This is a genomic window from Streptomyces uncialis, assembly GCF_001905345.1.
Lineage (GTDB): Bacteria > Actinomycetota > Actinomycetes > Streptomycetales > Streptomycetaceae > Streptomyces > Streptomyces uncialis.
In genome coordinates, this window is the sequence record NZ_LFBV01000010.1 from 247555 (window position 1) to 270119 (window position 22565).

Below are 22565 nucleotides of genomic sequence, written 5' to 3' on the forward strand. Positions count from 1 at the left end.
GCCGGTTCCCCCGAGGCCGGTCCCCCGGTGCCGGGGAGCCTCGCCGAGCGTGCCGCGCGGGTCCTCGACGCCAACTGGACGGGCACGTCGACCGTGCCGTCCCGCGCGCTGTACCCGCACCAGTGGTCCTGGGACTCCGCGTTCGTCGCGATCGGGCTGCGTCATGTGTCGCCGCTGCGGGCCCAGACCGAGCTGGAGACGCTGATGCGCGCCCAGTGGGCGGACGGCCGGGTGCCGCACATCGTGTTCAACCCCGGGGTCCCGTCCGGCGCGTACTTCCCGGGCCCGGACTTCTGGCGGTCGGGGAGCGCGGGCCGGGCGGCGGGCGCCCCGCGCGCGGTGGCGACCTCGGGCCTGGTGCAGCCCCCGGTGCACGCGCTGGCCGTGTGGCTGACGCACCTCGCGGACCCGGCGCTGTCCCGCGCGCGGGGCTTCCTGGCGCGGCTGCGGCCGGGGCTCGCGGCGTGGCACCGCTATCTGCTGGGCCGCCGGGACGCGGGCGGCGGCGGGCTGGCCGCCGTGGTGCACCCCTGGGAGCAGGGGATGGACAACAGCCCGTGCTGGGACGCCCCGCTGGCCCGGGTGGAGCCCGCGCCGCCGGACTCGTTCCACCGGGCGGACCTGGCCCACGGCGCGGCCGGGGACCGGCCGACGGATCTGGACTACCGGCGCTACGTACGGCTGGCCACCGGCTACCGGGACGGCGGGTACGCCGACTCCCCGGCGGTGTTCGGGGAGTTCGCCGTGGAGGACCCGGCGTTCAACGCGCTGCTGATCCTGTCCGAGCACGCGCTCGCCCGGATCACCGCCGAACTGCGCGGCGACGGGTCCGCCCGGGAGGCGCGCGCCGAGCGGCTGACCGCCGCGCTGGTGCGGCGGCTGTGGGACCCGGAGCGGGAGATGTTCCTGTGCCGGGACCTGCGCACGGACGCTCTCGTCCCGGAGCGCGGGGCGGCGGGCCTGGTGCCGCTGGTGCTGCCCGCGCTGCCGCGCCCGGTGGTGGGCGCGCTGCTGCGCACGCTGCGGGGACCGCACTTCGGCCTGGGCGGCGCCGCCCGGCTGGTCCCGAGCTACGACCTGACGGGCGCCGCGTTCGATCCGCGCCGCTACTGGCGGGGTCCGGCGTGGTTCAACGTCAACTGGCTGCTGGAGCGCGGGCTGCGGCTGCACGGCGAGCGCACGGCGGCCGACGCGCTGCGTTCCGCGCTGCTGACGACGGCCGGCGAGTCCGGGTTCGCGGAGTACGTGGACCCCCGTTCCGGTGAGGCGCGCGGTGCCCGGGACTTCTCGTGGACGGCGGCGCTGGCCCTGGACCTGGCCGTCACCGGCACCTCACCGGACGTCAAGGACCCGGCAACGTGCGCGAACGGCCCGGGCCACACGGGTACAACAGGCAGGACGAGCACGACGAGCGCGACGAGTACGGACAACATGGACAGCGCGGGCAGGATGAACGGCGCGGACAGCGCGGGCGGCACGGACGACGGGCGCGGGGCGAGGGAATCGAAGTGGGAGGCCGACGATGAGTGAGCGGCGTCATGTGCTGGTGCACGGCGGGACCTTCGCCGCCGTCGGCTCCGGCGGGGACATCACCGGGGTACGGACGGGCGGCGATTCACCGGACGGGCTGTTCGTCCGGGACGCCCGTCATCTGAGCCGCTGGCAGCTCACCGTGGACGGCGCCGTCCCGGACACGCTGTCCCCGGTGGGTCCCGGGGACACGGCGCGCTGCGTCCTGGTGCCGCGCGGCGGCCGTCAGGAGCCGCCGTCCTGCACGGTCATCCGGGAGCAGGGCATCGGCGAGCACGGGCTCGTGGAGTCGCTGCGGGTGGTGAGCAACCGTTCGGTGCCGACGACGGTACGGCTGGGGCTGACGGTGGACGCCGACTTCACCGACCCGTTCGAGCTGCGCCGGGACCACCGGACGTACGCGAAGACCGGTACGGTCCGCACCCGCGAGGCCCAGGACGGCGGGGTGATGTTCGGCTACCGCCGTGGCGAATGGTTTTCCCGCACGGAGATCACGGCCGATCCCGCCCCGGACGCCGTCGAGGAGACGGGTACCGGGGCGCGGCGGCTGGTGTGGGCGCTGGAGCTGGCGCCGCACGCGGAGACGGAGGTACGGCTGCGGGTGACCGCCCATCCGCACGGGGAGGTCTCGGTGCCCCGGGTGCCGGACTCCCCGGCGCAGGCGGCGGGCGACCTCGACGCGCTGCGCGAGGAGCTGGCGGCCCAGTGCACGGCCGTCCCGGACACCGGCTGGCCGGAGCTGACGGAGGCGTGCGCGCGGGGCCTCGCGGATCTGGCGGTGCTGCGGGTGCGGGCGGCCGGTCCGGACGGCGAGGAGCTGCGGGTCCCGGCGGCGGGCATCCCCTGGTTCCCGGCGCTGCTCGGCCGGGACGCCCTGCTGACCTCGCTGTTCCTGCTGCCGCATCTGCCCGCCCTGGCGGCGGCGACGCTGCCCGCGCTGGCGGCGACCCAGGCGACGGAACGGGAGATGTCCCGGGGCGCCGTCGCCCAGCCGGGGAAGATCGTGCACGAGGTGCGGCACGGCGAGCTGGCGCACTTCGACCAGGTCCCGTACGGCCGTTACTACGGTTCGGTGGACGCGACCCCGCTGTTCCTCGTCCTCCTGGACGCGTACACGGAGTCGACCGGTGACCGTTCCCTGGCCCGGCGGCTGGAGCCGCAGGCGCGGGCCGCGATGGCGTGGATGCTGGAGCACGGCGGGCTGAGCACGTACGGCTATCTCGTCTACCACGCGGACGAGGGCGGTCTGGCCAACCAGAACTGGAAGGACTCCCCCGGCGCGATCTGCCGCGCGGACGGGACCCGTCCGACGGGTCCGGTGGTCGCGGCGGGCGCCCAGGGCTACGCGTACGACGCGCTGCGCCGCACCGCGTTCCTGGCCCGCACGGTGTGGGACGACGACGACTACGCGGAGCTGCTGATGCGGGTGGCGGCGGATCTGCGGGACCGGTTCCAGCGGGACTTCTGGATGGCGGGTCACGCGTTCCCGGCGCTGGCGCTGGACGGCGACGGGCGTCCGCTGGACGCGCTGGCGTCCGACGCGGGGCATCTGCTGTGGTCGGGGCTGCTCGACAAGGAGTACGGGGTGGTGGTCGGGCGGCGGCTGCTGGAGCCGGACTTCTTCTCGGGGTGGGGGGTGCGGACGCTGGCCGCCGGACAGCCCGCCTATCACCCGCTGTCGTACCACCGGGGTTCGGTGTGGCCGCACGACAACGCCCTGATCGCCCTGGGCCTGGCCCGCTACGGGCTGCACGACGAGGCGCGGACGGTGGCGCGCGGGGTGCTGGCCGCCGCGCGGGCCGGGGGCGGCCGGCTGCCGGAGGTACTGGCGGGCTACTCCCGCGAGACCCACCCGGAGCCCGTCCCGTACCCGCACGCGTGCGTCCGGGAGTCCCGTTCGGCGGCGGCACCCTTCGCCTTGCTGACGGCCATAGGGGGCGGTCTGTAGGCCCCGGCGGGGCAGTCCGCAGAGCCCCTGGCGGGACGGTCGGCGGCCCTCGCGTCAACGGCGTGAGGTCCCCGAACGGGTGAGTCGCCGGGCTCCGGGCCCAGGTGTGCGGGACCCGCCCCGCGCCGAACGGGCGACTGACCGGACGGGACGGGCCGGGGCCGACCACCGACGACCGTACGGACTCGACCGCACCGGCCGCCCGGGCTCAGCCGCGCCGGCCGTACGGGCTCAGCCGCCGGAGGTGTCCAGCTCCGCTTCCTCGCTGACGCCCGCGCAGTCGTACGGGTCCTTCAGCCAGCCGTCGGGGAGGACGACGCGGTTGTTGCCGGAGGTGCGGCCCCGGGGGCCGTCCGCGCCGAGCGGCCAGTCCTGGGCGAGGTCCAGCTCCGCGAGGCCCTCCGACAGTTCCGCGAGCGACGAGCTGATCGCCAGGCGCTTGCGCATCTCGGAGCCGACCGCGAAGCCCTTGAGGTACCAGGCGACGTGCTTGCGGAAGTCGATGACGCCCCGCGCCTCGTCGCCCAGCCACTCCCCCAGCAGGGTCGCGTGCCGGACCATCACGGCGGCCACCCGTTCCAGCGAGGGCGCGGCCGGTTCGCCGGTGCCCTCGAAGGCGGCGACGAGGTCGGCGAAGAGCCAGGGACGGCCCAGGCAGCCCCGGCCGACGACCACGCCGTCGCAGCCGGTCTCGCGGACCATCCGCAGGGCGTCGGCGGCGGACCAGATGTCGCCGTTGCCGAGGACGGGGATCTCCGGGACATGGTCCTTGAGCCGCGCGATCGCGTCCCAGTCGGCCGTGCCGCCGTAGTGCTGGGCGGCGGTCCTGCCGTGCAGGGCGATCGCGGTGACGCCCTCCTCGACGGCGATCCGGCCCGCGTCCAGGTACGTGATGTGGTCGTCGTCGATGCCCTTGCGCATCTTCATGGTGACGGGGAGGTCCCCGGCGCCGGTGACGGCCTCGCGCAGGATCGCCCGCAGCAGGTGCCGCTTGTACGGGAGCGCCGAGCCGCCGCCCTTGCGGGTGACCTTCGGGACGGGGCAGCCGAAGTTCAGGTCGATGTGATCGGCGAGCCCCTCGTCCGCGATCATCCGGACGGCCTTGCCGACGGTCGCCGGGTCGACCCCGTACAGCTGGAGGGAACGGGGCGTCTCGCTGGCGTCGAAGCGGATGAGCTGCATGGTCTTGTCGTTGCGCTCGACCAGCGCCCGGGTGGTGATCATCTCGCTGACGAAGAGCCCCTTCCCGCCGCTGAACTCCCGGCACAGGGTGCGGAAGGGCGCGTTGGTGATGCCCGCCATGGGGGCGAGCACCACGGGCGGGACCACCGGGTACGGACCGATCGCCAGCCCGCCCCCGGACGGCAGGGCGGCCGGGGCGGGGCCGGGGCCGGGGGGACCGGCGGGCACACGCACGGCGGCGCTCGCGGGTGGGCTCACGGGGGCGGGGAAGTCAGCTGCGGAAGTCATCGCGGGATCGGCCATCGACGGGGACGGGGACGGGGGCATCCCACCATTGTCCCGCACGGCGCGCCTCACCTCAAGGTCGTTAGTTAGACGTACTATTAATGAATGCGGGAATCGACCCCCAAGCGGCTGGGCGCACCGGCGAACACGCAGGTCAACCCCCGGCTCGTGCTGGCGATCTGCTGTATGAGCCTGCTGATCGTCAGCCTCGACACCACCATCCTGAACGTCGCCCTGCCGACCCTCCAGCGCGACCTCCACGCCGATCTGTCGGACCTCCAGTGGACCATCGACGCGTACACCCTCGTCCTCGCCTCGCTGCTGATGCTCGCGGGCTCCACCGCCGACCGGATCGGCCGCCGCCGGGTCTTCGTGGCGGGCCTGGCCGTGTTCTCCGCCGGTTCCCTGCTCTGCTCGCTCGCCCCCGGCCTCGGCTGGCTCGTCGCCTTCCGGATGATCCAGGCCGTCGGCGGCTCCATGCTGAACCCGGTCGCCATGTCGATCATCACCAACACCTTCACCGACCCGCGTGAGCGGGCCCGCGCCATCGGCGTCTGGGGCGCGGTCGTCGGGATCTCGATGGCGGCGGGCCCGCTGGTCGGCGGACTGCTCGTGGACACCGTCGGCTGGCGGTCGATCTTCTGGATCAACGTCCCGGTCGGGATCGCCGCGCTGCTGCTCACCCTGCGGTTCGTCCCCGAGTCCCGGGCGCCCCGCCCCCGCCGGCCCGACCCCGTCGGACAGCTGCTGGTGATCGCGCTGCTCGGCTCGCTGACGTACGGGATCATCGAGGCGCCGGACGCCGGGGTGACGTCCCCGCTGATCCTGGGCTGCGCCGCCGTCGCCGTCGCCGCGCTGGTGACCCTCGTCCGCTACGAGTCGCGGCACCCGGAGCCGCTGATCGATCCGCGCTTCTTCCGCAGCGCCCCGTTCACCGGGGCGACCGTGATCGCGGTGTGCGCGTTCGCCGCGCTCGGCGGCTTCCTGTTCCTGAGCACCCTGTACCTCCAGGAGGTGCGCGAGCTGTCCGCGCTGCGCGCCGGACTGTGGATGCTGCCCATGGCCGCCATGGCGTTCCTGTGCTCCCCGCTGTCCGGACGGCTGCTGGGGGTGAAGGGACCGCGTCCGCCGCTGGTGATCGCCGGGGTCGCGATCGCCACCACGGGCGTGCTGTTCGCCGCGTTCGCCGTCGAGACCTCGGACCTCGGGCTGCTCCTCGGGTACACGCTGTTCGGCCTGGGCTTCGGCTTCGTCAACGCGCCCATCACCAACACCGCCGTCTCCGGGATGCCCGACGCGCAGGCCGGGGTCGCCGCCGCGATCGCCTCCACCAGCCGCCAGACCGGCACCACCCTCGGGGTCGCGGTCATCGGTTCGGTGCTGGCGACCGGGGTGAGCGCCGCCGCGTACCGGGCGGAGTTCGTCGACGCCGCGCGGCCCGCGTGGTGGATCATCGCGGGCTGCGGCACGGTCGTCCTGGTCCTGGGCCTGCTGACCACGGGCCGCTGGGCCGAACGCACGGCCCGCCGCACCGCCCGCGGACTGGCGGATCCGGCCCCCGCCCTCCGGGACGGGAACAGCCATGGGTGAGCGGCCGACCCGGCGGTCGGCGTGATCCCGCCGCCCGGACACCGATGAGTTCCGGACCCGCCTAAGGTCTCCCCTCATGACAGGCCCGCCGGCGCGGCGGGCCCGGGGAGCACGCCGTCACCGGACGCGCCCCGTACGGCACGAAAGGCGGGACGGCACGATGGCCGATCTTCAGCGGGAACTCCAGGACACCGTCGACCAGCTCGTCGCGAGCGGCGCCGAACGCGGGGTGCAGGCCGCCGTGTACGCGGACGGTTCGCTGGTCGCGGAGGCCGTCGCCGGTACCGCCGACCCGGCCACCGGACGCGAGGTGACCCCGTCGACCCCGTTCTACAACTGGTCCATCGGCAAGGGCGCCACCTCCGCGATAGCCCATCTCCTGGTGGACCGTGGCATGTTCGGCTACGACACCCCCGTCGCGGAGCTGTGGCCCGAGTTCGCCGCCCACGGCAAGGAGAAGGTGACCGTACGGCACGTCCTCGCGCACACGGCGGGCGTCCCGGGCATCCCGCTCGACACCACCGTGGAACAGGTCTGCGACTGGGACCACATGTGCGCGGCCCTCGCGGACGCCGAGCTCTGGTGGGAGCCCGGCACCAAACTCGGCTACCACGCCTACACGTTCGGCTACCTGATCGGGGAGATCGTCCGCCGCGCCACGGGCCGCACCATCTCGCAGGTGCTGCGCGACGACGTCACCGGGCCGCTGGGCATCGCCGACGAACTGTACTTCGGCATGCCCGAGCAGGAGCACCACCGGCTCGCGGTCCTGGAGGACGTCCCCTCCGACTTCGACATGAGCATGCTCCCGCCGGAGACGCCCATGCTGAAGGCGGGCCCCTTGTGGACGTTCCCGAACGCCGCGCTCGGCAACCGCGCCGACGTCCTCGCCGCCGACATCCCCGCGGGCGGCAAGACCTCCGCCCGCGCGATCGCCCGGATGTACGCGGCGATGCTCGGTGACGTGGACGGCGTCCGGCTGATCACCCCGGAACGGCTGCGCGAGGTGACCGAGGTGGCGTCCAGCGGCCCCGACGAGGTGTTCGGCATGCCCAGCACCTTGGGCCTCGGCTACAGCCTCGGCGCCCCGGGCGCCGAGCCCGACCCGCGCACGACCGTCTTCGGCATGGGCGGGATGGGCGGCAGCTGGGCGGGCGCCGACACCGCGACGGGCATCACGTTCGCGGTCACCAAGAACCGCCTCGGCCCGGACTTCGAGGCGGCGACGGCGATCATCGCCCTGGTGCGGCGGCACACGGCCTGACCCCCGCCGGTCCGGATGAGCGGGCACGCACCGCGCCCACTCATCCGCCGCCGCCCGTACGGCAGTCACAGGGGGACTGCCGTACGGGGTCCCGGGCCGGGTCGTAGCCGCCGGTGCCCCGGCATCGGCGGCACTCACGCTCGCGCGGCGGGCCGGACATCGACCCGTCCGAGACCCGCCCGCGCGCGTGACAGAAGGGACAGGGACGGCCACCGGCCGCGTCCGGGGCCTTCACGGCAGGTACCAGTGGGGCTTGAGGTAGGCGCTCATGATGACGAGGAAACTGATCGCGTAGATCGCGAACGGGACGAGGGCGTCGAGGTTGCGCGCGACCGCCTGCCGCAGCGAACGGCTCCGCCGGGGCGCACGCCGTTTCCGATGCCGGTGCCGCCTCACGCCTCCCCCGCCTCCGTCTCGCGGCGCGTGACGGTGCCGGGGACGACGACGGCCGTGAGCCGCCCGCCCCGTACCCGCTGGAGGACGTCCTTCAACTGATCCACGAGCCGGGCCGCTTCCCGCTCGCTGAGCATGAGCCCCGTCCCGGCGGGGACGGGGGTGTCGCCCTGGACCACCGTCAGCGGCAGGAACACCATGTCCGGGGCATCGCCCTTGATGACCCGGTGGATCGGTTCCCCGGGCGCCCGGTTGATGGTGATGCCGGTGGGGGTGATCGGTTGCGCGCTCATTTGCCGTTACCTTTCGTTCGCCGTGAGTTGCTTGCTGCACTGCGAGCTTCAACGGACGGGCGGTAATCTCGGAAGACGGTTTATGCCTACAACGCGCTTTGTAGGAAGGAGTGTTGGCCATGGGGCATGCGGAGCGTCACGAACGCCAAGCAGCATTCGAGTTCATGGGCGAGGAGCTGAGGCGTCTCCGCACAGAAGCGAACCTCAGCCAAGAGGACTTGGGCCTGCGACTTTGCCTGGGCGACGGCATGATCGGGCACTTTGAGGCCGGTCGCCGCAAACCGAATCTGGAACAGGCGCAGCTATTGGACCTGACCTTGGACACAGGCGGGTTCTTCCACCGCTGGCGCCGCTGGATCGATGAAGGACACTTTCCAGATCACTTCCGCGCCGCTGCGGAACTCGAAGAAACTGCCACCGAGATAAGGCTGTTCGGGCTCTCGCTGGTGCCAGGGATTCTCCAGACGACGGACTACGCCTACGCCGTGCTTCTGGAAGGTGCCGCCAACCCGGCGACCGTCAAGATGGAGATCGAACTGAAGCTCGCGGGCCGATCGGATCGTGCCCGCGTCCTCGACCGGCCGGACCCACCGGTGGTGTGGGCCATGCTGGACGAGGCCGTCCTGCGCCGCAGAGTGGGTGGCGGGGCCGTGATGGGGGCGCAGTTGCGCCATATCGCGGCACTCGGTCGTGCCGGGCGCGTGCGAGTTCATATCCTCCCTTTCGCGCAAGGCGCGCACCCTCTGATCGAATCGTTGCTCGTGTTGATGGCGTTCAACAACGCCCCGTCGGTCGCCTACGTGGAAGGGCTTCGGACAGGTCATTTGATGGATGATCCCGCTTCGGTCACTCACTGCAACACGGCATATGCTCTCGCCCTGGGGCAGGCACTTCCTGTGGAAGCCTCGCTCGCTCTACTCATCGCAGCGGCAGAGGAGCACGAACGTGCTGATGGAATCCCAGGCTAGGTGGCGTCGATCGAGCTACAGCGGGCCCAGCGGCGGCGAATGCCTGGAAGTGGCCGACGGCGTACCGGACGCCGTCCCCATACGGGACAGCAAGCGGCCCGACGGACCGATACTCCTCGTCCAGGCCCCGGCCTGGACGGCGTTCATCGGAGCGGTCCGGACGAGGGACCCGCTCGGCGGCTGAGGGAAATGAGGACCAGGCATGACCACGCGCAACGGGCCGGTGTGGAGCGTTCCTCTCGACGGAGGGCGGATCGAGATCCCGTCGAGCATCGAGGGTGTACGAGCCGCCCTGGAGACCAGGGGACTCGCGGAGTTCGACGCCGAGATCGCCCGGACCCCGGCCAAGCACCTGGTGTACGTGATTCTCGGCTGGGCGCTGCCGCCGGACGCCGAGGAAGCGGATCCGGAAGCCGTCGGCCGTCTCAAGAGCGGTGACTTCAGCGGTGTGCTGGACGAGAACGGAGAGGTGGTAGCCCCCACGCATCCGCCACTGGACGAAGCGGCGGGTGAGGTCGCCCCTGCGGTGTGGTCCACGGGCTTCCCTGTCGGGTCGAAGACCTTCCCGGCGACGATCGAGGGCATCCGCGCCGCCCTGGACACCGAAAGACTCCCTGAGTTCGAGGCCGAGATCACCGGAACTCCGGGGCACGAGCTGACCTACGCCGCCCTGCGCTGGGGCTACCCGCCGGAGGAACTGGCCGAGGAAGACGCCCTGATCGCCGACCTGAAGGCCGCTGAGAAGCGCTCGTCCGACCAAGGAGCTGAGGGCGCGTGAGCCGCTACCGCATCCAGTACGCGGGCGAGGCCGAGAAGGTCCGCGGCCAGATGCCGGCCGCCTTCCGCGCCAGATTCGACGCGGCGATGGCGTCCACGTTGGGCAACGACCCCTACGGTCACGGCTCCAGGCCGGCGGTACCCGGGCAGGAGCCGACCCGGCGGCACGCGACCGTCGCGGGCGCGATCGTCCGTTACTACGTCGGCGGGCCACCGTCCCTGGTGGTCACAGCGGTCAAGATCATTCATGGCTGACGCAGCCCAACGAACGTCCAGGCGCCCGGTCACCGTCCGGGACCCTACCGCCGTATCTGTAGGACTCCACCCCAGGGACCGCGCATGAGCGACGACGTACGCATCACCCCCATGCGGCCCGAGCATTCCGCGCGCGTGCTCGCGATCTACCGGCTCGGGATCGACGGGGGTGACGCGACGTTCGAGAGTGCCGCGCCCACCTGGGAGAAGTTCGACGGGGCGAAGCTGCGGGCGCACCGGCTGGTGGCGCTCGACGGCGGCGGTCGCGTACTCGGCTGGGCCGCCGTTGCGCCGGTGTCCGACCGGGAGGTCTACGCGGGAGTGGTCGAGCACTCGGTGTACGTGGACCCGGACGCGCGGGGCCGGGGCCTCGGGGGCGCGCTGTTGCGGGCGCTGCTGGAGTCGACGGACGCGGCGGGGATCTGGACCGTGCAGGCGGGTATCTTCCCGGAGAACACCACGAGCATCGCGCTGCACCTGCGTACCGGCTTCCGGGTGGTCGGCACCCGGGAACGGATCGGCCGCCGCGAAGGGGTCTGGCGGGACGTGGTCCTGCTGGAACGCCGCAGCCCGTACGTGAACTGAGCCCGGGACCAGGGGTGTTCGGTCAGGCCCGGGACAACCGTCGCACGCGGCGCATGACCGCGTCGCGCTGTCCCGTCCGTATCGGTCCGGGGCAGGCGTGCCCGCCCCACGAGGCGCCGCCCATCTCGTGGGTGCCGAGGCCCCGGCCGTCCGGGGAGTCGGCGACTTCGAGCGGCCAGCCGTGTTCACGGGCGCCCCAGGCGTAGACGCGGGCGACCGAGGCGACCTGTGCGGTGGTGAGGGGCTTGCTCGCGAAGCCGGAGGTCTCCAGGGAGGCCCATCCGACGTTGCCCGCTCCTTGCGTCCAGGCGCGGTCGTGGACGGATATGTACTGCTCGATGACGCCCGCCTGCGAGACCCAGAAATGGGCGGAACTCCTGGTCGAGGGGTCGGAGAAGCGCTCGAACAGCGAGCCCTCGCCCTCCTGCACATGCATGATCAGGCCCTGTTGTCCGCTCCGCCCGCCCCGGCGGAAGTTCTTGTCGATCGGCTTCCTGAGGACGCCGGGCATCCAGCCGGGAGGCCGGGGCGGGGTGGAGGCGGGCTCCATGCTGGGCGGCTGGGCGCGGGCCTGCGTCCGGGGCGCCACCGATTGCGCGGTCCGGTCCTGCCCGAGCAGGATCGCGACGGCCGGAGCGAGGAGAAGCCCCCCGCCGATGACGAACACACCGCGCCGGGTGGGCTCGGCCGGACGTCGGCGCTGCCCTGTCACGGGCACCTCCGCGTCCGTACACCGGGGACCGCGGGGATGTTAACGGGGATCGGCATGCCGCCCACCTTGAACCGCGCACATGATGGCACCTTGATGGCAATGTAACGAACAGACATCAGCGCCGACCCCGTGAACACCGAAGTGTTAAGGCTGGTCAGGGGATGATCCGGCACATTCGTTCTATTCCGCATGAGATTCTGTCGGGGAAGCCGCGGCGGCGTGCGACCGCGCCCGGTGGGGGCGGGGCGCGGTCGCCGCCCGGGGAAGGGACGGAAGTGCTCGACAGGGTGGAAGCGGAACAGGACGGCCGGCCCGGCCGCGGGCTGTCATGGCCTTGGTTCCTGGTGGTGGTGATCGTCTACGCGGGCATCATCCAGGGCCTGGGTCTGCTGATCGGTGTGGACTCCGGTGACTCGGACAGCGCGTTCCCTGATGCCGAGGCCCTGGTGCGCAACGCGCTGATCCCGATCGGGGCGTCGATCGTGTTCGCCGCCGGGGTGGTCACCTGGCTCGGCTGGTGGGGCGAGGTGCTGAGTTACCGCGCCCCGGTGCGGCGTTGGGTGCGCTGGGTGCCGATCTCGATGATCGCCGTCGCCGTGCTGGGCCTGAACTACGGCCACCTCGCCGACCAGAGCGTCTCGCTGGTGCTCTGCGTGCTGCTGCTCGGGCTGTTCGTGGGGGTCGGTGAGGAACTGATGTTCCGGGGCATCGGCGTCCACGTCTTCCGGCGGGCCGGGCTCACCGAGGGCAAGGTCGCCCTCTGCTCCTCGCTCGTCTTCGGTCTCGTGCACGTCAGCAACGCCTTCGGCACGGGTGCACAGGCCGTCGTACAGGCCCTCGTCGTCACCACCTCGGGCTACTTCTTCTATCTGTGCCTGCGGGTCGGCGGCGCCATCTGGCTGCCGATGCTGGTCCACGGCCTCTGGGACATCAGCCTGTTCTCCAGCCAGGTGGGCGACCAGCCCAAGGCGTACCTGGGCATGGCCCTGGTCATCGCCCTCCAGGTCACCTTGATCGTCGTACTGCTAGTCAGGCGCCGCACGATCGAACCGGTCCGCGCGGGCGCCCCGGGCTGACCGTCGGTGGGACCAGTACGGGTGCAACGGGCCAGGGCTGTCACGCACACACAGGGACAGAAAGCTCGATCAGGATCGACGGCCGTTTCAGTCCGGGTTCATGCCGCAGCCGTCGTCGTTTCCCTGAGTGAAGGGAACGAGTCTTCCCACACGTCGCGCAGCGGCTTGCTGATCAGGGTGCGCAGGACGGGCCACTGCGCCATCAAGAGAGAGACGTCCAGGAATCTCACCAGGTCGTCGTGCTGGCCTTCCGCCAGCACAGCGCGGTAGAGGCTCATCCGGGATCTGGGCCGGTCCAGGTCGAAGGTGCGCAGTCCGGACCAGACGACATGCAGGGGGAGATCGACGGGGCCGTGCTGGGGCCCGCACAGGCTCTCAAGGTCAGCAGGCAATCGCCCGGCGTACCGTGCGCGCAGCACCTCGGCGGCGGACGGTGTCTGCTCGGATGAGGACGTGGCGACCATGCCCGCATTATGTCCCCGGAAGCCGGTCCCGGTCACACGGAGCCCAGTACTTCGACGTAGGAGTCGGCCACGGTTTCTCCTCCTCGTCCCACGAAGAGCACAAGGTCCGGCCCTACGTGGCAAGGGTGTCCCGGAGGATGCGGCGGCTGCGAAGGAGTTCCGCGCGCGAGCCCTTGATGCCATGGTCACCATCAGGTTCCCCAGTCACCGGAAAGTGCGTTCTTCCATGTCAGCGGCCACTCTCCTACGGTTCCCCAGTAACCACTGGAGACCATCGGGCGACGTTCCGCCCGTGGGGAAGCGGGCCCTCGGGCTCGTGCGACAAGGAGGCGGGCGGTATGGCCATCACGCTGGTGAACCCGGAGGGGCTGCCGGAGGTCGGGGCGTACAGGCAGGTGTCGGTGGCGTCCGGGTCGAGGCTGGTGTTCGTCGCGGGGCAGGTCGCCTGGGACGCCGACGGGGTCACGGTCGGTGAAGGTGATCTCGCCGCGCAGGTCGAGCGGTGCTATCTGAACGTCGCCACCGCCCTGGCGGGGGTCGGCGCCTCGTTCGACGACGTGGCGAAGCTGACCGTGTACGTCGTGGACTGGACCCCCGACAAGATGCCCCTGTTCGCGGAGGGGGTCACGAGGGCAGCCGCCAAGCTCGGAGCCGCCCCCGTACCGCCGGGCACCCTGATCGGCGTCGCGGCACTGGACGTACCCGAGCACCTGGTGGAGGTCGAGGCCACCGCGGTCCTCGACTGACCTGGTCCAGCGTGTCCGGTACCGCCGAACCCGGACCGTCGCCGGTGGGAGCCCTCACGAGAGGCCCTGCCGTTACCGCCGCGTACCCGTACCCGTCACCCCGTCCGCCGTCGGGGACCCCGACGGCTCGGCTGCGTCCGCCGCCGTCCCCGACCGCCCCGACAGCATCGCCGTCACCACCGCCGCGCCGGCCACGCACGCGCCCGCCACCCACCACAGGGCGATGTGCCACGCGCTGGTGAAGGCGTCCGCCAGGGCGCCCCGGCCGGGGCCGGCCGGGAGGTTGCCCGCCGCGATCTCCTTGGCGAGCGCCGCCGAGCCGACCCGGCTCTGGAGCAGACTGATCAGCAGCGAGCCGAACACCGCCAGGACCAGGGCCTCCGCGCCGCCCCGGACGGTGTTGAGGAACCCGGCGGCCATCCCGGCGCGTTCCGGTTCGACCTGGCTCATCGCCTGGCCGTCGGTGATGCCGAAGGACACGCCCATCCCGATACCGACGAGCACCAGCGGACCGGACAGTTCGAGGGCCCCGATCCCCGGCCGCAGCACGGTGAGCCAGGCGCTGCCGACCGCGATGAGCAGCAGTGCGAGCCCCATCAGCAGCCGCGCCGGGACCCCCCGGGTGATCAGCCAGCCGCCGAACTGCGGTGCGACGAGGACCGGGACCGTCATCAGGAGCATCGTCGCCCCGGCACCGGAGGCCGAGCTGCCGGAGGCGCCCTGGAAGTACGTGGGCAGGAAGGTCAGCGTGCCCATGAACCCGACCGAGGTGACCAGTGTCGCCACGCACCACGCGGTGTAGCGGCGGTTGCGGATCAGGGTGAGGTCCAGAACGGGATGGCCGCTGCGGCGCTCCACCCGGACGAACACCCCGAGCAGCAGGACGCCCAGGACGAGCGCGCCCACGATGAGCGGGTCGCCCCAGCCGATCTCGGGGCCCTCGACCAGCCCGGTCATCACCAGCGCCAGCCCGAGGACGAAGGTGAGCACGCCGGGCTTGTCGACCCGGGGGCGTTCGGCGGCCCGGGACTCGGCGATACGGACGCTGCCCACCAGGACGACGGCCTGCACGACGACGTAGAAGAGGAACCCGGCGCGCCAGCCGAGCCCGCCGACGAGCCAGCCCGAGAGGGTCGGGCCGAAGGCGATGCCGACGCCGACGACGGTCCCCATCGCGGCGAACGCCCGGGTCCGGGCGGCACCCTCGAAGGTCGTGGCCAGGATGGCCCCCGAGCTCGCGAGGACACCCGCCGCGCCCACTCCGGCGACCGCCCGCGCCAGATCGAGGACGAGGATGTGCGGCGCGAGCGCGCTGACGAGCGACCCGAGGGCGAAGAGCGCGCCGCCCGTGACGAAGATCCGCCGCCGCCCGAAGAGGTCGGACAGCGAGCCCGCGACCAGGGTGACCGTCGCGAAGAGCAGGTTGTAGATGTGCACGACCCACATCAGGGGCGCGCCCGACGTATCGAGATCCCTGCCGATGCCGGGCAGGGCGACGGCGGCGCCCGAGATCGACATCGGGACGACGAGGACCCCGAGCAGGACGACGGCGAGGGTCGCACCCGGATTCGGCCGTGGCGTCGGTACTTCACGGGCAGCGTTCAACGTTCGCTCCGTTTCGGTGGGGGAAGGCCCGGGTCCTCCCGGGCCGGCCTGGAACGGTCACGAACGTAGAAGTTCAAGTGAGCTTGAGGTCCAGTGGGACGATCGTCCTACGGCGCGGGGCGGAGGCGCCCCGGCCCAGTGGCCGAGGCGATATCCGGCCTGGCAGGCACCCCGCGAGGCGATATCCGGCCTGCGGGTACTACCCCAGGCACCTTGGGTACCCCAGACATCCCGGGCACTCCAGGCACCCCGGGTACCCCAGACATCCCGAGCGCTCCAGGCGCCCGGGTACCCCGGGCACCCCGAGCACCCCGGGTACGTACTCCACGTACTCCCCAGGGCGCCGCAACGCCCCGGACGCGCCGGAACCCCGGTCCCGTACGTGGTGCACGGGGCCGGGGTTCCAGGTGTACGGCGGTTCAGCAGCCGATCAGACGGGAGGCCAGGTAGCCCTCGATCTGGTCGAGGGAGACCCGCTCCTGCTTCATCGTGTCGCGCTCACGCACGGTGACCGCGTTGTCGTCGAGGGTGTCGAAGTCGACGGTGACGCAGAACGGCGTACCGATCTCGTCCTGGCGGCGGTAGCGGCGGCCGATGGCACCCGCGTCGTCGAAGTCGATGTTCCAGTTCTGGCGCAGCGCGGTGGCCAGGCCCTTCGCCTTCGGCGACAGCTCCGGGTTGCGGGACAGCGGCAGGACGGCGACCTTGACGGGCGCGATGCGCGGGTCGAGGCGCAGCACGGTCCGCTTCTCCAGCTTGCCCTTGGCGTTGGGCGCCTCGTCCTCGATGTACGCGTCGAGGAGGAAGGCGAGCATCGTGCGGCCGACACCGGCGGCGGGCTCGATGACGTAGGGGGTCCAGCGCTCGCCGGCCTCCTGGTCGAAGTACGAGAGGTCCTGGCCGGACGCCTTGGAGTGCGCCGACAGGTCGTAGTCGGTGCGGTTGGCGACGCCTTCCAGCTCGCCCCACTCGTTGCCGCCGAAGCGGAAGCGGTACTCGATGTCGGCGGTGCGCTTGGAGTAGTGGGAGAGCTTCTCCGCCGGGTGCTCGAACCAGCGCATGTTCTCCTCACGCAGGCCGAGACCGGTGTACCAGTTCCAGCGCTGCTCCATCCAGTACTCCTGCCACTTCTCGTCCTCGCCCGGCTTGACGAAGAACTCCATCTCCATCTGCTCGAACTCGCGGGTCCGGAAGATGAAGTTGCCGGGCGTGATCTCGTTGCGGAAGGACTTGCCCATCTGCGCGATGCCGAACGGCGGCTTGCGGCGCGAGGTCTGCTGGACCTGGGCGAAGTTGGTGAAGATGCCCTGCGCGGTCTCGGGCCGCAGATACGCGACGGAGCCGGTGTCCTGGGTGGGGCCGAGGTGCGTGGCGAGCAGACCGGAGAACGACTTGGGCTCGGTGAACTGGCCCTTGTTGCCGCAGTTGGGGCAGTTGATGTCGGCGAGGCCGTTCTCGGGAAGCCGGCCGTGCTTCGCCTCGTACGCCTCCTCCAGGTGGTCCGCGCGGTAGCGCTTGTGGCAGGAGGTGCACTCGGTGAGCGGGTCGCTGAAGGTCGCGACGTGGCCCGACGCCTCCCACACCTCGGTGGCGAGGATCACCGACGAGTCGATGCCGACGACGTCCTCACGGGACGTGACCATGTAGCGCCACCACTGACGCTTGATGTTCTCCTTGAGCTCGACGCCCAGCGGTCCGTAGTCCCAGGCGGCGCGCTGGCCCCCGTAGATCTCACTGCAGGGGTAGACGAAGCCACGGCGCTTGCTCAGGCTGACGATGGTGTCGATCTTGTCGGCGGCCACGGTGCTCTCTTCATTACGACGGATGACGACGGATGACGACGGCGCGAAGCGATTGCTTCAGAGCGAAGCCATCAGGTTACCGGCGCGGGCGGGGGCCGGGCCAACTCCGGTTGGCCTGCCCGCCCTGGTACCGGTACGCGCGAGGCGCCCCGCGACACCATGATCACCCAGGACACCGCCGACTCGTTCGGGTGACGCGGACGACATCCCGGTTTATTGACAATCGTTTCCACAATTGTTGAAAATGAGAGTCATGAACGTACGACGTCTGATACCCGGCACCGCCGTGGCGGCCACCGCCCTCCTCGGCCTCGGCGCCCTGTCCGGCTGCTCCTCCTCGGACGCGGCCGGCGGGAGTGACGGCAAGCTGGACATCACGGCGTCGTTCTATCCGATGCAGTACCTCGCCGAGGAGATCGGCGGCGGCCATGTCGAGGTCACGACCCTGACCGAGCCCGGCCAGGAGCCCCACGACCTGGAGATCAGCGCCCGGCAGACGGCCGCGATGGAGGAGTCCGACCTGGTCCTCTATCTGAAGGGCCTCCAGCCCGCCGTCGACGAGGCCGTCCAGCAGTCCGAGGCCCGGACGAAGGTCGACGCGACCACGCTGACCTCGCTGGAGAAGGACGGCCCGGAGCCCGGGAAGTCCGCCGGGTCCGAGAAGTCCGCCGGGTCCGGGGAGCCCTCGAAGTCCGCGGAGCCCTCGAAGTCCGGCGAACCCGCAGGTGAGCACGCCGACGAGCACGGTCACGCGGAGGACGGGCACGGTCACGCGGAAGAAGGCCACGCGGAGGACGGGCACGGCCACGGCGAGGAGGAGAAGCCCGCCGGGGAGGAGAAGGCCGCCGAGGAGGAGGCCGGGCACGACGGGCACGACCACGGGCACTCCCACGACGGCCCCGACCCCCACATCTGGCTGGACCCGGTGCGTTACGCCGAGGTCGCGAAGGGGCTCGGCAAGGCCATGGCGAAGGCCGACCCGGACCACGCCGCCGACTACGGCAAGAACACGGACGCCCTGGTGAAGCGGCTGGACGCGCTGCACACCAAGTTCGAGGGCGGGCTGCGCGACACCCGCACCGACGTCTTCATCACCACCCACTCCGCCTTCGGCTACCTCGCCGACCGCTACGGCCTCATCGAGGAGTCGATCACCGGTCTCGACCCGGAGAGCGAGCCCAGCGGCGCCCGGATCAAGGCCCTCCAGCAGACGGCGAAGGCCGACAAGGTCGACACCGTCTTCTACGAGACGCTCGTCTCCGACCGGACCGCGAAGACCCTCGCGAACGACGCGGGGCTGCGCACCGACGTCCTGGACCCGGTCGAGGGGATCACCGACAAGTCCAAGGGCGACGACTACGTCCAGGTCATGGAGGCCAACCTCACCGCCCTGCGGACCGCGCTCGGCGCGAAGTGAACCACCGGGCGACGGAACCGGCGGCGGCCACGGACATGTGATGTCCAGCACAACAGCCGAAGCGTCGAAACCGTCGGAAGCGGCGGAAGCGGCGGAAGCGGCGGAAGCGGCGGAAGCGGCGGAAACGGCGGAAACGGCGGAAACGGCGGAAACGGTTGTAACCGGTGGAACGAGCGGAACGAGCGGGACCGGCAGAAGCAGCAGAACGCGCGGGACCCGACAGAACAAACGGAACAAGCAGAACCGGCAGCAGAAGCAGCGGGAAGTACCGGCAGAAGTACCGGCAGGACGAGCGGTACCGGCGACAGCGGCAGTACCGGCCACGGTGAAACGGACCGGAACGGCGATCGGAAGGGACACGGGCCATGGGTGACACGCAGAGCAAGGCGGAACGTTCCGCCACCGAACCGGGACGGGACGGCGACCCGGTCATCGCCCTGCGCGGGGTGACGGCCGAACTCGGCTCGCGTCCCGTGCTGCGCGGCATCGACCTCACCGTCCACCGGGGCGAGGTCGTGGCCCTGCTCGGCGCGAACGGCTCCGGCAAGTCCACGGCGGTACGCACCGTCATCGGACAGGTGCCGGTCACCGGCGGCACGATCGACCTGTTCGGCGTCCCCAGGGAGCGCTTCCGCGACTGGGCCCGGATCGGCTACGTACCGCAGCGGACCACGGCGTCCGGCGGGGTCCCCGCGACCGTCACCGAGGTCGTGTCCTCGGGCCGGCTCGCCCGTACCCGGTTCGGCCTGCTGCGGCGCGCCGACCGGGCGGCCGTACGGTCCGCGCTGGAGCGGGTCGGGATGGGCGACCGGGCGGGGGACCCGGTCGACGCGCTGTCCGGCGGCCAGCACCAGCGGGTGCTGATCGCCCGCGCGCTCGCCGCCGAACCGGAAGTACTGATCATGGACGAGCCGATGGCGGGCGTCGACCTGTCCAGCCAGGAGGTGCTGGCGTCGACCCTGCGGGACCAGGTCGCCTCCGGCGCGTCCGTGCTGCTGGTGCTGCACGAGCTGGGCCCGCTGGAGCCGCTGATCGACCGGGCGGTCGTCCTGCGGGAGGGCTGCGTCCTGCACGACGGCCCGCCCCCGAGGGCCGTCGGCCAGCACGCCCTGCCCGGTCACGACCATGTCCATCCGCACACCGCCCATCCGGAGCCGGTGCGCACAGGACTGCTGAGCTGAGGACACGCTGATGGAGATTCTCGACTACGCCTTCATGCAGCGGGCCCTGCTCGCCGCCGTACTCGTCGGCATCACGGCCCCGGCCGTCGGCATCTATCTGGTGCAGCGCCGCCAGGCCCTGATGGGCGACGGCATCGGCCATGTCGCGATGACCGGCGTCGGCCTCGGCTTCCTGCTGTCGACCTCGCCGGTCTGGATGGCGATGGCGGTGGCCGTGCTCGGCGCGGTGATCATGGAACTGATCCGCTGGTACGGCAAGACACGCGGGGACATCGCGCTCGCGATGCTCTTCTACGGCGGTATGGCCGGTGGTGTCATGTTCATCAACCTGGCGCCCGGCGGCTCGAACGCCAACCTCAGCTCGTACCTGTTCGGCTCGCTGTCCACGGTGTCGTCGCAGGACGTCCTCGCGATCTGCCTGCTGGCCGCGTTCGTGGTGCTGGTGACGGTCGGACTGCGGCGGCAGCTGTTCGCCGTCAGCCAGGACGAAGAGTTCGCCCGGGTCACCGGACTGCCGGTGCGGTTCCTGAACCTGCTGACGGCGGTCACGGCGGCGGTCACCGTCACCGTGGCGATGCGGGTCGTGGGGCTGCTGCTGGTCAGCGCCCTGATGGTGGTCCCGGTCGCGGCGGCGCAGCAGCTCACCCGCAGCTTCGCGGCGACGTTCGCGGTGGCGGTGGCGATCGGCGTCACGGTGACGCTGGGCGGCACGGTCACCTCGTACTACCAGGACGTCCCGCCCGGGGCGACGATCGTCCTGCTGACGATCGGCGTGTTCATCGCGCTGACCGCGCTGGCCACCCCGCTGGCCCGGCGCCGGGCCAGGGCAGCGGCGGCGGCGCGGGCCGCGGAGAGCGGGGAGCCCGGTCACGACGGCGGTTTCCCCCTGGAGTGCGCCGTGCCCGACGCGCGGACCGGGCGGGCACCCGGCGGGAACGAGGCGGTTCAGCCGACTCAGCAGGTTCAGCAGGTTCAGCAGGTTCAGCAGGTTCAGCAGGTTCAGCAGGTTCAGCAGGTCCAGCCGGTTCAGCGGGGCTCCGGCGGGAACGAGCCGATTCCGGGCCGGTCCCACGGGTCGTCCGGCGGGAACAAGCCGGTTCCCGGGCGGTCCGGCGGCAAGGGAGCCGCGACGGAAACGGGGCGGGAGTCCGGGGTGGAGGTCCCGTCGCCGCGCGCCTGACCAGCGGCCCGGCCCCGTACGACCGGCCGGCTCCGTCCCGCGGAACACCACTCGCGCACGGCCACGTCCCCGGGGTCCCCGGGGCCCCACGTGTTCATGTGACGACCCGGGGGGTACCCGCCTGGCACAATGGCCGGGCAGGAGACCAGGAGGAGGCCAACGTGACAGCCCCGGTTCGAGGCAGGTCCACCCGCCAGCGCGCGGCCGTGGCGGCGGCGCTCGAAGAGGTGGAAGAGTTCCGCAGCGCCCAGGAGCTGCACGACATGCTCAAACACAAGGGCGACTCCGTGGGTCTGACCACGGTGTACCGCACGCTCCAGTCCCTCGCCGACGCCGGTGAGGTCGATGTCCTGCGCACCTCGGACGGCGAGTCCGTCTACCGCCGCTGCTCCAGCGGTGAGCACCACCACCATCTGGTCTGCCGCGCCTGCGGCAAGGCCGTCGAGGTGGAGGGCCCGGCCGTGGAGAAATGGGCGGAGGCGATCGCCGTCGAGCACGGCTTCGTGAACGTGGCGCACACCGTCGAGGTCTTCGGTACGTGCGCGGAGTGCGCGCGGACCGCCGAGGCCGGCTGACCCGGCCGACGGTTCCCGGGAGCGGGCGCGGCCGGGTCGCGCCCGCGCCCCTCAGGACCCCGCGCCCCTCAGGACCCCTCGCCGATCAGGGACTGCCCCGATGAGGGCCGGCCCCGCCCCGCCGAAAGGGACGGTCGTCTCAGCCGCGCCGCAGGTGCCGGTCCAGCAGCTCCCGCAGCCGGTCCACGTCCTGCGGCGCCGCGACGCCCGCCTTCGGCAGGGCGAAGAAGCTCGCCGTCGACTTGTCCCCGGTGAACAGGGCGAACACGTTCGGGCCCTCCGCGTAGCGGCCGTACATCGACCACTTCGTCCAGGACACGATCTTCTCGGTGCTGAACCTGATCCCCTCGTCGTCCGCCACGGCGTGCACGGGCCCCTGGTGCTCCGCGATCCGCTGGTACGAGCGGATGTAGTGGTTCTGGATCAGGCTGAGCCCCATCAGCGCCGTCACGACGGCCAGCGCCGCCCAGAACACGCCCCAGACGGGCTGGTCACGGCCGAACAGGGCCACCGGGAGGGCGCCCCCGGCGGCCATGGCGAGCAGGAGGACGCAGACCTGGAGGGCCCGGGCACCCCGCACCACCTTGGGCCGCAGGGACAGTGCCTCACGGCAGTGCTTGATCGTCGTCCGGTAGTGCAGCTCGACCGGCCCGCCGGACGCGGTCCCGCCGGCCTGTTCGGCGGCCTGAGCCGTCCCGGCCGTCACCGGTGTCGTGTCCGTCACGAGATGCCCCCTG

General features: G+C 71.8%; 22 protein-coding genes and 1 pseudogene. 15 read left to right on the forward strand and 8 right to left on the reverse strand.

What is annotated here, in order from left to right; genetic code table 11:
• The first annotated feature begins 27 nt into the window (after positions 1 to 27).
• Together AB852_RS31345 and AB852_RS31350 are read left to right on the forward strand one after the other, a co-directional pair.
• The gene (locus AB852_RS31345; RefSeq protein WP_245877023.1) at positions 28 to 1530 is read left to right on the forward strand and encodes an MGH1-like glycoside hydrolase domain-containing protein; all 1503 of its coding nucleotides are present in this window, start codon (positions 28 to 30) and stop codon (positions 1528 to 1530) included.
• Entirely contained in the window at positions 1523 to 3478 is a 1956-nt protein-coding gene (locus AB852_RS31350; protein WP_073793593.1) for an amylo-alpha-1,6-glucosidase, read from the forward strand. Before AB852_RS31345 ends, AB852_RS31350 begins: the two co-directional genes overlap by 8 nt.
• Before the next feature lie 231 nt (positions 3479 to 3709).
• Here AB852_RS31350 and dusB read toward each other — a convergent pair whose 3' ends face one another.
• On the reverse strand, positions 3710 to 4780 hold the full coding sequence (gene dusB, locus AB852_RS31355; RefSeq protein WP_237543272.1) for a tRNA dihydrouridine synthase DusB: 1071 nt from the start codon (positions 4778 to 4780) through the stop codon (positions 3710 to 3712).
• A 270-nt stretch (positions 4781 to 5050) separates the two neighbouring features.
• Between dusB and AB852_RS31360 the strand changes: the two genes are divergently transcribed.
• Positions 5051 to 6535 carry an MFS transporter gene (locus tag AB852_RS31360; protein WP_073793594.1) on the forward strand — a complete coding sequence of 495 codons (1485 nt, stop codon included), beginning with the start codon at positions 5051 to 5053 and terminating at the stop codon, positions 6533 to 6535.
• 160 nt (positions 6536 to 6695) lie between these two features.
• The gene (locus AB852_RS31365) at positions 6696 to 7799 is read left to right on the forward strand and encodes a serine hydrolase domain-containing protein (protein ID WP_073793595.1); all 1104 of its coding nucleotides are present in this window, start codon (positions 6696 to 6698) and stop codon (positions 7797 to 7799) included.
• Between the two features lie 231 nt (positions 7800 to 8030).
• On the opposite strand, the gene AB852_RS40060 is transcribed toward AB852_RS31365, so the two are convergent.
• A complete protein-coding gene (locus tag AB852_RS40060) occupies positions 8031 to 8195 on the reverse strand; it encodes a hypothetical protein (RefSeq protein ID WP_178391165.1) in 165 nt (54 codons plus the stop codon).
• Complete coding sequence (locus AB852_RS31370) at positions 8192 to 8485, reverse strand: hypothetical protein (protein WP_073793596.1); 294 nt, start codon at positions 8483 to 8485, stop codon at positions 8192 to 8194. The genes AB852_RS40060 and AB852_RS31370 overlap by 4 nt, the downstream gene beginning before the upstream one ends.
• 119 nt (positions 8486 to 8604) lie before the next feature.
• Here AB852_RS31370 and AB852_RS31375 point away from each other — a divergent pair, with 119 nt between their 5' ends.
• The 5 genes from AB852_RS31375 to AB852_RS31395 all read left to right on the forward strand — a co-directional run bounded on the left by AB852_RS31375 (position 8605) and on the right by AB852_RS31395 (position 11070).
• Complete coding sequence (locus tag AB852_RS31375) at positions 8605 to 9453, forward strand: helix-turn-helix domain-containing protein (protein ID WP_073793597.1); 849 nt, start codon at positions 8605 to 8607, stop codon at positions 9451 to 9453.
• Positions 9437 to 9637, forward strand: a complete 201-nt coding sequence (locus AB852_RS31380; protein ID WP_073794259.1) for a DUF397 domain-containing protein — start codon at positions 9437 to 9439, stop codon at positions 9635 to 9637. The genes AB852_RS31375 and AB852_RS31380 overlap by 17 nt, the downstream gene beginning before the upstream one ends.
• Positions 9638 to 9655: 18 nt before the next feature.
• On the forward strand, positions 9656 to 10231 hold the full coding sequence (locus tag AB852_RS38915; RefSeq protein ID WP_073793598.1) for a hypothetical protein: 576 nt from the start codon (positions 9656 to 9658) through the stop codon (positions 10229 to 10231).
• Entirely contained in the window at positions 10228 to 10485 is a 258-nt protein-coding gene (locus AB852_RS31390) for a hypothetical protein (RefSeq protein WP_079185058.1), read from the forward strand. Before AB852_RS38915 ends, AB852_RS31390 begins: the two co-directional genes overlap by 4 nt.
• 84 nt (positions 10486 to 10569) lie before the next feature.
• Positions 10570 to 11070 carry a GNAT family N-acetyltransferase gene (locus tag AB852_RS31395; protein ID WP_073793599.1) on the forward strand — a complete coding sequence of 167 codons (501 nt, stop codon included), beginning with the start codon at positions 10570 to 10572 and terminating at the stop codon, positions 11068 to 11070.
• 22 nt (positions 11071 to 11092) lie between these two features.
• Here AB852_RS31395 and AB852_RS31400 read toward each other — a convergent pair whose 3' ends face one another.
• Complete coding sequence (locus AB852_RS31400; RefSeq protein WP_073793600.1) at positions 11093 to 11782, reverse strand: peptidoglycan recognition protein family protein; 690 nt, start codon at positions 11780 to 11782, stop codon at positions 11093 to 11095.
• A gap of 275 nt (positions 11783 to 12057) precedes the next feature.
• Here AB852_RS31400 and AB852_RS31405 point away from each other — a divergent pair, with 275 nt between their 5' ends.
• Complete coding sequence (locus tag AB852_RS31405; RefSeq protein ID WP_073793601.1) at positions 12058 to 12858, forward strand: CPBP family intramembrane glutamic endopeptidase; 801 nt, start codon at positions 12058 to 12060, stop codon at positions 12856 to 12858.
• 98 nt (positions 12859 to 12956) lie between these two features.
• Here the strand turns inward: AB852_RS31405 and AB852_RS31410 are convergent, their stop codons facing one another.
• Positions 12957 to 13322: a hypothetical protein gene (locus tag AB852_RS31410; RefSeq protein ID WP_073793602.1), complete on the reverse strand. Its 366-nt coding sequence runs from the start codon at positions 13320 to 13322 to the stop codon at positions 12957 to 12959.
• A 338-nt stretch (positions 13323 to 13660) separates the two neighbouring features.
• On the opposite strand from AB852_RS31410, the gene AB852_RS31415 reads away from it, so the two are divergent.
• Positions 13661 to 14068, forward strand: coding sequence for a RidA family protein (locus AB852_RS31415; RefSeq protein WP_073793603.1), 408 nt, complete (start codon positions 13661 to 13663; stop codon positions 14066 to 14068).
• Between the two features lie 72 nt (positions 14069 to 14140).
• On the opposite strand, the gene AB852_RS31420 is transcribed toward AB852_RS31415, so the two are convergent.
• Positions 14141 to 15673: an MFS transporter gene (locus tag AB852_RS31420; protein WP_218623292.1), complete on the reverse strand. Its 1533-nt coding sequence runs from the start codon at positions 15671 to 15673 to the stop codon at positions 14141 to 14143.
• A gap of 419 nt (positions 15674 to 16092) precedes the next feature.
• Positions 16093 to 17475, reverse strand: a complete 1383-nt coding sequence (locus AB852_RS31425; RefSeq protein WP_073793604.1) for a glycine--tRNA ligase — start codon at positions 17473 to 17475, stop codon at positions 16093 to 16095.
• Between the two features lie 253 nt (positions 17476 to 17728).
• On the opposite strand from AB852_RS31425, the gene AB852_RS31430 reads away from it, so the two are divergent.
• The 4 genes and pseudogenes from AB852_RS31430 to AB852_RS31445 all read left to right on the forward strand — a co-directional run bounded on the left by AB852_RS31430 (position 17729) and on the right by AB852_RS31445 (position 21828).
• Positions 17729 to 18892: a metal ABC transporter substrate-binding protein gene (locus tag AB852_RS31430; protein ID WP_073793605.1), complete on the forward strand. Its 1164-nt coding sequence runs from the start codon at positions 17729 to 17731 to the stop codon at positions 18890 to 18892.
• 365 nt (positions 18893 to 19257) lie between these two features.
• Positions 19258 to 20073 (forward strand): metal ABC transporter ATP-binding protein, encoded by an 816-nt coding sequence (locus AB852_RS31435; RefSeq protein WP_073793606.1) that lies wholly within the window; start codon positions 19258 to 19260, stop codon positions 20071 to 20073.
• 10 nt (positions 20074 to 20083) lie between these two features.
• Positions 20084 to 20986 (forward strand): annotated as a pseudogene (locus AB852_RS31440) (metal ABC transporter permease); the annotation flags it as partial.
• A 428-nt stretch (positions 20987 to 21414) separates the two neighbouring features.
• Positions 21415 to 21828 carry a Fur family transcriptional regulator gene (locus tag AB852_RS31445; RefSeq protein WP_073793607.1) on the forward strand — a complete coding sequence of 138 codons (414 nt, stop codon included), beginning with the start codon at positions 21415 to 21417 and terminating at the stop codon, positions 21826 to 21828.
• A gap of 139 nt (positions 21829 to 21967) precedes the next feature.
• Here AB852_RS31445 and AB852_RS31450 read toward each other — a convergent pair whose 3' ends face one another.
• Entirely contained in the window at positions 21968 to 22552 is a 585-nt protein-coding gene (locus AB852_RS31450) for a YcxB family protein (RefSeq protein WP_143201310.1), read from the reverse strand.
• Positions 22553 to 22565: the final 13 nt, after the last annotated feature.